The following is an 8,307-nucleotide window of genomic DNA, read 5'->3' on the forward strand; positions in this document are numbered from 1 at the left end:
GTCACATCCGCCCGGCGAGCTCCCGCGCCACCTCGACGGCGATCTCCCGGGTCCGGACCGCGAGCGGCGACTCCGTGCGCCCGGCCGGCCAGTACAGGGACAGCTCGCGCTCCGGCGACGGCGTCAGCCGGTGGATGCCCAGCTCGTCGTCGAACCAGGCGTCCTGGCCGTGCAACGCCAGCCACGGCAGCACCGCCCAGCCGATGCCCGCGCGCACCATCGACAGGATCGTTTCGTGGCCCGTCGTGCGGAAGACGAACCGCGGCTGCGCGCCCGCCCGGGCGAGCGTGCGCTCCAGCCACCGCTGGTGGTGGGTGGGCGGCCAGGCGACCATCGGCACGCCGTCGAGCCGCTTCACCCGCACCGGGCCCGCCATCACCGCGCCCGCGCCCGTCACCAGCAGGTACGGCTCGTCGAACAGCTTGACGTGCTCGACGTGCTCAACACTGCCGCCGACCGGGCCGTCGTGGAACAGCAGGTCGAGCTCCCCGATGTGCGGGTCCTCCGGCGGCACGTCGGACAGCCGGATGTCGCAGCCGGGGTGCTCGTCCAGCAGCCTGCGGATGACGGACGGCAGGATCAGGTTCGACACGCTCTGGAAGGTGCCGATGTCGATCCGGCTGTGACCGGCCCGGAACCGGTCGACGGCGTCGGTCAGCGTCTGCGCCTTCGCCAGCAGCTCGCGGCCGTGGGCCAGGACCACTTCGCCGAGCCGCGTGATCCGCACCGGCCGCGGGCCGCCGGGCCGGTCGAAGACCGCGCCGCCGACGGCCTTCTCCAGCGCGGCGATCTGCTGGCTCACCGAGGATTGCGTGTACCCGAGCCGCATGGCCGCCTGCCCGAACGTGCCTTCCTCGGCGATGGCGGCCATGGTCCGCAGGTGGCGCAGCTCGAAGTCGGCCATGGCGCAGAAGCATAGCCGACGGCGATCGACTCCATCGGAAATCATCGCTTTTCGCGATGGTCGGCCGGACCTAGCGTGGTTCCCATGACGACGACGGCGACCCGGCAGGCGCTCCCCAAACTGGTCTGGGCCTTGGCGGCCACGCACTTCGTCGGCCGCGCCGGCGGCGTCGTGCGGTCGTTCCTGGTGCTGTACCTGACCCAGGCGCAGCACCTCTCCCCCGCGACCGCGGGCTCGGTGGTCGCGGCGGCCGGCCTGGGCGACATCGGTTCCCAGGTGCTCGGCGGCTGGCTCGGCGACCGGATCGGCCGGCGCAACACCATGCTGGCCGGCTTCCTCGGGGCCGCCGCGGCGCTCACCGCGCTCGGCTCGGCGGACACGCTGCCCGGGATCTGGGCGGCCGCCGCCGGTGTCGGGCTGACGCTGGAGCTGTTCCGCCCGGCCGGGTCGGCCGCGGTCGCCGATCTGCCCGCCGGACAACGGATCCGCGCGTTCGGGATGCTCTACTGGGCGGCCAACCTCGGCTTTTCGGTTGCCACGGTCGCCGCGGGCGTCCTCGCCAAGTACGGCTACGGGCTGCTGTTCTGGATCAACGTGCTCGCTTCGCTGGCCGCGGCGCTGATCGTCTGGTGCCAGGTACCGGAAACCCGGCCGGCAGGGTCGGTGCGGACACGGCAGGCGCTGCTGCCGGTCGTGCTGCGCGACCGGCTGATGCTCGCGATGCTGGTGCTGCACGTCGGCTACTTCACGCTGTTCCTGCAGACCTTCACGACGTTGCCGCTGCTGATGGCGGCCGGCGGCCTCGGCCCGGCGGCCTACGGCGGAGTGCTGGCGCTGAACGGGATCGCCGTCGTGGCCCTCCAGCCCCTGGCCGTCCGGCTGCTCGCCGGCCGACCCGCCCACGCGGTGTCCGCCGTCTCGATGCTCCTGGCCGGACTCGGCGCGGGGCTCGGCGCCGTGAGTCACGGCACCGTGGGCTTCGCCGGCTCGGTTCTGGTCTGGACGCTCGGGCAGATCGGGATCGCGGTCCGGTTCGGCGACACGTTCGCCGGCCTCGCCCCGGCCGAGCTGCGCGGCGGCTACCTGGGCCTGGCGTCGACGACCTGGAGCGTCGGCGCGGTGCTCGGCCCGCTGGCCGGAACCGCGCTGCTCGAACTGGCCGGCGCGACCGTCCTCGGCGCGGCCTGCGCGCTCGGCGGGCTCGTGCTGTTCGCCGCGCAGCGGGCGCTCGGGCCCGCCCTGCGCCGCCGGAACCCCTGACCGACCGCTGGTCGCCGACCGGCTCGGACCGCTGCTTCCCGCCGGCCTTCGGCCACCGGCCGGCGGCCGAGCGGCTCGGCATCGTCCCGGACGAGATCACCGCCGGTCACTGCGCCGCGCTCGGCCGCCCTCCTCGAGAGCCACCGGTGACTCAGAAGCCCGGGAACACCCGGCGCAGGTCGTCGAGGGTGACGCTGCCTTCGACGGTGACGTCCTTGTCGTACGGTGCCTTGAGGCGGCCGCTGAGCAGCCGGACGAACGCTTCCTTCGGCCCGGTGAAGGTCGCGGACGGCGCCTCGAGGTGGTCCACGACGGTGACCGCGTCGTCGATCACCAGCCCGGCACCGGGAACGGCGACCGACACCGGGTCCGCGAGCTCGGCCGGCTTCGCGAGGAAACCCAGCATGAACCCGATGGGCCCGGTCAGGAGGTCGAGCAGCACCTCGGCCGAGCCGGCGTCGACCCCGGCGGCGGAGTCGAAGGCGACGCGCACGTCCCACGAGTGGTTGGCCACCTCGCTCAGGCGCATGCCGAGCGCGGTCACCAGCGGCACCGGCTCCGGCAGGAAGCCGAGGTCGACGGTCAGCGACGAGCGCTGCTCGGGCGTGAGCGCCTCGACGGTCTCGAGCCAGCGGCCGTTGTGCTCCAGGAACCCCTCGGCCTGCGCGCGTGGGGCGGACCCGTCCCAGCGGGCCCAGATCGTCCGGTTTTCTTCGGCCGCCACGGTTTCGCCGGTGGCACGGGCGATCGGCGCGCGGCCGATCTCGGCGCCGCTGCCGAGGTGGGAAAGGACCTGGGCGACGGTCCATTCGCCGGCCCCGCTGGGCGCGGCCAGCTGGTCGTCGGAGAGGCCGCGGACGAGGCCGGCGAGGGTGTCGTGTTCGGAGCGGAGGGCGGTGATCGTGCGGTCCACGAGTTGGCTCATGCCACGGTCAACTCCGGGAGGCACGCTCGTGTTCCGCGGTTGCCGGGGTGAGTCTCCTCGACGACGTGGCCGAGCGCCGGCCGCCGGACCGCTGATCGGGGTAGTGGACCCCGCGGCCGTCGCCGTGCTAAAAGTAGAACCTGTTTCAGTTCTGCCCGTCATGGCCTGGAGGTGCGCGGATGAGCGTCCCGACGGTGACCGAGCTGCTGCTGGCCCGCGCCGGCGACGAGCGTCCGGGCCTGCGGTTCGAGGACGAAACGTGGTCGTGGGCCGAGCACGTCCGGACGTCCGCGCGCTGGGCCGGCGGACTTCGCGAGGCGCTGCACCCGGACGAACCGCCCCACGTCGGCATCCTGGCCGACAACGTGCCGGCGTTCTCCCTCCTCCTGGGCGCCTGCGCGTTCGCCGGGGCGGTGCTGGTCGGCCTCAACCCCACTCGCCGCGGCGCGGCCCTCGCGCGGGACATCCGGCTCGCCGACTGCCGGTTCGTGCTCGCCGAGCGGAAGTACCGGCCGCTGCTGGCGGGCCTGGACCTCGGCGGGATCGGCGTGCGGGACCTCGAATCCTGGGCGCCGGACCACGACCCGATCGAGCCGGTCCCCGCGACCGCGGACGACCTGCTGATGCTGATCTTCACCTCCGGTACCAGCGGCGACCCGAAGGCCGTGCGCTGCACCCACGGCAAGATCGCGTTCCCCGGCGCCATGCTCGCCGAGCGCTTCGGTCTGTCCACTTCGGACACCGTGTACGTCACGATGCCGATGTTCCACTCCAACGCGATCATGGCCGGCTGGGCGGTCGGGCTCGCGGCGGGTGCGGGCATCGCCCTGCGCCGCCGGTTCTCCGCCTCCGGCTTCCTGCCGGACGTGCGGAAGTTCGGCGCGACCTACGCCAGCTACGTCGGCAAGCCACTGTCCTATGTGGTCGCCACGCCGCCGCGCCCGGACGACGCGGACAACCCCCTGCGCCTGGTCTACGGGAACGAAGGCGCGAGCGCCGACCTGACCGCGTTCGAAAACCGCTTCGGCTGCAGGGTCGTCGACGCGTTCGGCTCCACCGAAGGCGGCGTCGGGTTCGCCCGCACCGACGACACCCCGCCCGGCTCACTGGGCCGGCCGACCGCCGACGTGGCCATCCTGCACCCGGACACCGGCCGCCCGTGTCCCCCGGCCGAGTTCGACGCCGGCGGCCGGCTGGTCAACGCCGCCGAGGCGGTCGGCGAACTGGTCAACACCGCGGGCGCCGGTTGGTTCGCCGGGTACTACCGGGACGCGCGGGCCGACGCCGAACGGCTGCGGGACGGCCGGTACCACACCGGCGACCTCGCCTACGCCGACGCCGACGGCTTCTGCTACTTCGCCGGACGGCTCGGCGACTGGCTCCGCGTCGACGGCGAGAACCTCGGCACCGCACCGATCGAGCGCATCCTGCTGCGGCACCCCGCGATCACCGAGGCCGCCGTCTACGCGGTGCCCGACCCGGTGACCGGGGACCAGGTGATGGCCGCGATCGTCACCGACGGCACCTCGCTGGACCCCGCCGGGTTCGGCCGCTTCCTCGCCGCCCAGCCCGATCTCGGGCCCAAACAGGTGCCCCGGTACGTGCGCACGGTCCGGGAGCTCCCCCGGACCTCGACGTTCAAGGTGGTCAAGCGGCTGCTCGCCGGCGAGGGCCTGAACTGCGCCGACGTCGTCTGGGAACGCACCGGGAAGGACATTGCCTACGAACCGGCGGCCCCGGGGCCGCGCGTGCACGCCACCAGGCCGTGACCCCGGGCCGCGGGTCGGTGGCACCCGACGCACCGGTGACCTTGGCAACTCGGCGGGCCTAGGGTGCGGGTGGGGCGAAGACCGCGCCGGATGCCGGAGGTCGGGCGTTGGCGGATCAGGGCGCTCGAAGCGGCGCCGGTCGGCCACTCACTTCGATCCGCCCTCCCCCTCCACGCGCACGGCGCCCCGCTCGTCCATCGAGCGCTGCTCCGGTTCCGCCGCACGCCCGAGCCGGCGGTACGCGGCGGCCACCGCCTTGAGGAAGGCGATATCGCTGTCCAGGTCACTGCCCCCGGGCACGGCCAGCACCGCGCCCTCGCCCGGCGGCTCGGCGCCGTCGGCCACCGCCCGGATGGCCGCGGCCAGCGTGACCGCTTCCACGTGCGCGTCGAGCTTCTGCCCGGACAACCCGGCGCCGAGCGCCGATTCCCTGGCCGCGGCGGCGATTTCGGGGTCCAGGTGGGCGCGCAGGGCGAGCCTGCCGTCGCGGATCTCCACCACCCGGCGGTAGAGCCGCAGGCCGATGTCACGGACGTCGACCAGTTCCCGCAGCAGGCATCTCGGTGGCTCGACGGCGATCCGCGGGACGACCGTGTAGAACGCGAGCCAGAGCGGGCGGAGCCGGAGGTGGGTCAGGTAGTTGCTGACGGCGACCGGGGTCCGCCACGCCGGCAGCACGACGCCGACGATCACGAGCAGGGCCGCCACGGCCGGGAGGTACCGGTCCAGCGGGCCGCCGAAGGACCTGGGGTAGTTCAGGTCGAAGCGCCGCGCCGCGAAGAACACCGCCTTGTGCACGTGGTAGAGCACCGCGCTGAGGACGCCGGCGGCGATCAGGCGCAGGCCCAGCCGGATCACCGTCTCGGTCGACCGCGCGGCCAGCCGAACCGCGAGCCGGGCCGAGCCCAGGAGCGCCGGCAGCAGCCCGGCGACGTACACGAGCCAGTACTCCAGCACCCCCGGCGTGCGTCCGTACCGGGCCGCGAACCGGACGTCGTTCACCCCCGTGCGGCTCATCAGGAAGAACAGGCACATCGCGGCGAACGCGGTCGCCGCCCAGATCATGTGCGGCAGCAGCCGCCGCCTGGCCTGCTCCGGCGGGTTGATCTGGGACAGGAAGTCCTGCCCGGCCACCGCGGCGACGAGCATGCAGCCGTGGTTGACCAGCCTGGCGATGTTGGGGACGCCGGTGAAGTCCCCGGCCGCGCGGTACACCGAGGGCGCCTGCAGCACCAGCGAAAACGCGATGCACAGCGAGAAGACCCAGATCGTCACCTCGCTGCGGGCCCGGCGCCGGTACCGGCTGCGGACGATCCGGATGACGACGGCGAGGCAGGCCAGCAACCCCGGCCCGTACGCGCGGAGCCACTCGGTGAAGGGGACCATCGGCTCAGTCGAACGCGGCTCTGATCCGGCTGTTCATGGTGTCGGGACCGACGAGTTCCGCCCGCTGCCGCACCACCGAAGCGAGCAGCTCGGCCTCGAGTTCTTCCGGGGCCTGGTAGGAGGTGCGGGCCAGCATGCTGCGGATGACCTTGGCGTCGAGGTGCGGGATCAGCTCGCGGATCTGGCCGGCCGCCGTCAGGTCCTCACAGTAGTGGCCGCACAACAGGTGGCTCAGTTCGTGCAGGATGATGTGTTCCTGGTGGGGCCACGAGGTCGCGACTTCGTGGAAGATCAGGTCCGCCGAATCGGTGGCCATCAGGAGGCCGTGCGCCTCGCCCATTCCGGTGATCGGCACTAGGTGGATCGGACGTCCCCGGCGCTGGGCCACCTGCCGGCACAGGTCGTGGACGTCGAAGGGATTCGTCAGCGGCAGTTCCGCCGCAATGGCTTCGCACCGGCGACGCAGCCGCCGGGAAGTCCACACCATCACACCACCCCCAGGACGAAAAGGCCCTGGCCCCCATACTGCCCGAATCACGGCGCCCCGTGGGCCCGGATGGCACCCGTATTCGTCAGCCGTCGTCCGGCAGTCCTTCGATTTCCCGCGCACTCTCGACCAACTGGGTGATCGCGTTCAACGTCTTGGGCGAGAGACCCGAAGCCCGCAACGCGATCTGCCGCACCGAGGCGTCGCGCAGGGCCGCGACCAACGCCAGTTCGGCATCGACCTGGGTGGCTGTCGACTCGTCGAAGAAATACGCGGGGGGAACGCCGAAGAACCGGGCCAGCGCTTCGAGGTGCCGCCGGGTCGGGTTGTCGCGCACGCCCTTGCGGAGCTGCCACAGGTAAGTGGCCGAAATGGTCGCGCCGTCGCTGCCGCGGATGGCCTCGGCGACCTCCTCGAAGCTGTACTCCTTGCCGCTGCGCGGGCGCACCGTGCGGAACAGGTGGTCGATCTTCGCGGCAAGGGTTCGTTCGCCACCCGGAGAAGACTGCGGCATCGATCCCTCCTCTTGCACCCGCCCAGTCTAGCTGATCCACCAGCTGAAGTGGCGACGAGCACGCACCGCGGCTACACCTCAGTTGACGTTGGTCTCCGCCTGAGTTTATGCTGCAAGCAGCGAACATGAACTCACGTGAACCACGGGCGATTCGCTACTGGGGAGTCCAAATGGGGACAGCAAGCGGGCAGCAGCTCACCGAAAACAGAGTCCGGCGCCGGGAACCCGGCGTCGCAGCACCACCACAGCCACCACTGCCACCGACCGCGATGACCAGGCGGACCAGTTTCAGCCTGCCACCGGACACGCCGATCCACGAGTGGAGCCGGATCGGTCACCAGATCAACGCACTGTCCGAGTCTTCGTCGTGGTGGCTCGGCGACTGGTTGATCTACGGCCAGGACAAGTATCCCAACCTGTACAAGAAAGCCATCGAGGAAACGTCGCTCGACTACCAGACGCTGCGCAACTACGCCTGGGTCGCCCGCCAGTTCGCGGTGCACCGCAGGCGGGCGACGGTGAGTTTCCAGCACCACGCCGAACTCGCCGCGCTGGCGCCCGCCGAGCAGGACCAGTGGCTCGAACGGGCCGAACGGTTCGGCTGGTCGCGCAACGAACTGCGCAACCGCGTCCGGGCGAGCCGGCGGCTCGGTTCCGGGGCGGACGACATCGCCGACCCTCCGTTGAGGATCCAGATGACCGTGCCGCTCAGCCAGAAACAACGCTGGATGCGGGCGGCGGAATCCACCTCCGAAACCGACTTCGTGGCCTGGGTCGTCGCGGTGCTCGACGGCGCGGCGGAGTCCGCGGTGCCGGCCACCGGCTCCCCCGGCTGACCGCAACCCGCGCAACCGGGCCCGGAACTCCGAAGACCGGGCCCGGAACCCGCGTAACGAAGGCCGGAACTCGCGTAACCGAAGCCGGAACCCGCGTGACCGGAGCCGGAACTCGTGTGATTCAAAGCGGAACTCGCGTGATTGAGGCCGATCGAGGTCTACCGGGTCGGCGAGCTGCACTTCATCATCGACGGCCACCACCGCGTCTCGGTGGCGCTCGCCCAGG

Annotated in this window: 8 protein-coding genes; 3 read left to right on the forward strand and 5 right to left on the reverse strand. The window is 72.0% G+C overall.

All coding sequences use genetic code 11. The features are described 5' to 3' along the window. Position 1: 1 nt before the first annotated feature. On the reverse strand, positions 2-904 hold the full coding sequence (locus ACWED2_RS45110; protein WP_449696670.1) for a LysR family transcriptional regulator: 903 nt from the start codon (positions 902-904) through the stop codon (positions 2-4). Positions 905-988: 84 nt separating this feature from the next. On the opposite strand from ACWED2_RS45110, the gene ACWED2_RS45115 reads away from it, so the two are divergent. Further along, positions 989-2,164 (forward strand): MFS transporter, encoded by a 1,176-nt coding sequence (locus tag ACWED2_RS45115; protein WP_449696671.1) that lies wholly within the window; start codon positions 989-991, stop codon positions 2,162-2,164. 151 nt (positions 2,165-2,315) lie between these two features. On the opposite strand, the gene ACWED2_RS45120 is transcribed toward ACWED2_RS45115, so the two are convergent. After that, positions 2,316-3,089, reverse strand: a complete 774-nt coding sequence (locus ACWED2_RS45120; protein ID WP_449696672.1) for a maleylpyruvate isomerase family mycothiol-dependent enzyme — start codon at positions 3,087-3,089, stop codon at positions 2,316-2,318. 179 nt (positions 3,090-3,268) lie between these two features. Between ACWED2_RS45120 and ACWED2_RS45125 the strand changes: the two genes are divergently transcribed. Next, positions 3,269-4,858 (forward strand): long-chain-fatty-acid--CoA ligase, encoded by a 1,590-nt coding sequence (locus ACWED2_RS45125; protein WP_449696673.1) that lies wholly within the window; start codon positions 3,269-3,271, stop codon positions 4,856-4,858. 147 nt (positions 4,859-5,005) lie between these two features. Here the strand turns inward: ACWED2_RS45125 and ACWED2_RS45130 are convergent, their stop codons facing one another. The 3 genes from ACWED2_RS45130 to ACWED2_RS45140 form a co-directional block, all read right to left on the reverse strand. Beyond that, a complete protein-coding gene (locus ACWED2_RS45130) occupies positions 5,006-6,244 on the reverse strand; it encodes an MAB_1171c family putative transporter (protein ID WP_449696674.1) in 1,239 nt (412 codons plus the stop codon). A gap of 4 nt (positions 6,245-6,248) precedes the next feature. Beyond that, positions 6,249-6,731 (reverse strand): hypothetical protein, encoded by a 483-nt coding sequence (locus ACWED2_RS45135; protein ID WP_449696675.1) that lies wholly within the window; start codon positions 6,729-6,731, stop codon positions 6,249-6,251. Between the two features lie 85 nt (positions 6,732-6,816). Beyond that, entirely contained in the window at positions 6,817-7,245 is a 429-nt protein-coding gene (locus ACWED2_RS45140; RefSeq protein ID WP_449696676.1) for a helix-turn-helix domain-containing protein, read from the reverse strand. A 269-nt stretch (positions 7,246-7,514) separates the two neighbouring features. On the opposite strand from ACWED2_RS45140, the gene ACWED2_RS45145 reads away from it, so the two are divergent. Continuing rightward, a complete protein-coding gene (locus tag ACWED2_RS45145) occupies positions 7,515-8,081 on the forward strand; it encodes an LmbU family transcriptional regulator (protein ID WP_449696677.1) in 567 nt (188 codons plus the stop codon). The last annotated feature ends 226 nt before the right edge of the window (positions 8,082-8,307 follow it).

This window comes from Amycolatopsis sp. NPDC005003 (genome assembly GCF_053600695.1).

Bases quoted from the DNA above. Each gene is read 5' to 3' on its own strand.
- ACWED2_RS45110 (WP_449696670.1), bottom strand. From the start codon at position 904: ATGGCCGACTTCGAGCTGCGCCACCTGCGGACCATGGCCGCCATCGCC.
- ACWED2_RS45115 (WP_449696671.1), top strand. From the start codon at position 989: ATGACGACGACGGCGACCCGGCAGGCGCTCCCCAAACTGGTCTGGGCC.
- ACWED2_RS45120 (WP_449696672.1), bottom strand. From the start codon at position 3,089: ATGAGCCAACTCGTGGACCGCACGATCACCGCCCTCCGCTCCGAACAC.
- ACWED2_RS45125 (WP_449696673.1), top strand. From the start codon at position 3,269: ATGAGCGTCCCGACGGTGACCGAGCTGCTGCTGGCCCGCGCCGGCGAC.
- ACWED2_RS45130 (WP_449696674.1), bottom strand. From the start codon at position 6,244: ATGGTCCCCTTCACCGAGTGGCTCCGCGCGTACGGGCCGGGGTTGCTG.
- ACWED2_RS45135 (WP_449696675.1), bottom strand. From the start codon at position 6,731: ATGGTGTGGACTTCCCGGCGGCTGCGTCGCCGGTGCGAAGCCATTGCG.
- ACWED2_RS45140 (WP_449696676.1), bottom strand. From the start codon at position 7,245: ATGCCGCAGTCTTCTCCGGGTGGCGAACGAACCCTTGCCGCGAAGATC.
- ACWED2_RS45145 (WP_449696677.1), top strand. From the start codon at position 7,515: ATGACCAGGCGGACCAGTTTCAGCCTGCCACCGGACACGCCGATCCAC.